The 809-nt window shown below is 44.3% G+C and carries 2 rRNA genes; both read left to right on the forward strand.

Features of this window, described 5'->3' with window-relative positions:
• Nucleotides 1-323, forward strand: a 16S ribosomal RNA gene (locus tag DRW42_RS28435); the annotation flags it as partial.
• A 266-nt stretch (nt 324-589) separates the two neighbouring features.
• A 23S ribosomal RNA gene (locus tag DRW42_RS28440) occupies nt 590-809 on the forward strand; the annotation flags it as partial.

An 809-nucleotide genomic window follows, 5' to 3' on the forward strand; every position in this document is an offset into this window, starting at 1 on the left:
GGGCTACACACGTGCTACAATGGACGGTACAACGAGTCGCAAGACCGCGAGGTTTAGCTAATCTCTTAAAGCCGTTCTCAGTTCGGATTGTAGGCTGCAACTCGCCTACATGAAGTCGGAATCGCTAGTAATCGCGAATCAGCATGTCGCGGTGAATACGTTCCCGGGCCTTGTACACACCGCCCGTCACACCATGAGAGTTTGTAACACCCAAAGCCGGTGGGGTAACCGCAAGGAGCCAGCCGTCTAAGGTGGGACAGATGATTGGGGTGAAGTCGTAACAAGGTAGCCGTAGGAGAACCTGCGGCTGGATCACCTCCTTTCTAAGGAATAATTACGGAACCTGTACATTTATCGAATACTTTGTTTAGTTTTGAGAGGTCATATCTCTCAAGATTTTGTTCTTTGAAAACTAGATATTGATTTATTTCTTAAAAATAAACCGAGAACACCGCGTTTTAAAGAGTTTAAAACAAGAATTATAGTTCTTAATCGCTAAACTCATAACCTATTATCGTTAGATAATATTAGGTTAAGTTATTAAGGGCGTATGGTGGATGCCTTGGCACTAGGAGCCGATGNAATATTAGGTTAAGTTATTAAGGGCGTATGGTGGATGCCTTGGCACTAGGAGCCGATGAAGGACGTGACTAACTGCGATATGCTTCGGGGAGTTGTAAGTAAACTATGATCCGGAGATTTCCGAATGGGGAAACCTAACAGGTTTTACCGCCTGTTATCACTAAGTGAATTCATAGCTTAGTTGAAGGTAGACGTGGGGAACTGAAACATCTAAGTACCCACAGGAA

Origin of the sequence: Pedobacter miscanthi (assembly GCF_003315595.1) — a bacterium.
In the GTDB taxonomy this organism is placed as follows: domain Bacteria; phylum Bacteroidota; class Bacteroidia; order Sphingobacteriales; family Sphingobacteriaceae; genus Pedobacter; species Pedobacter miscanthi.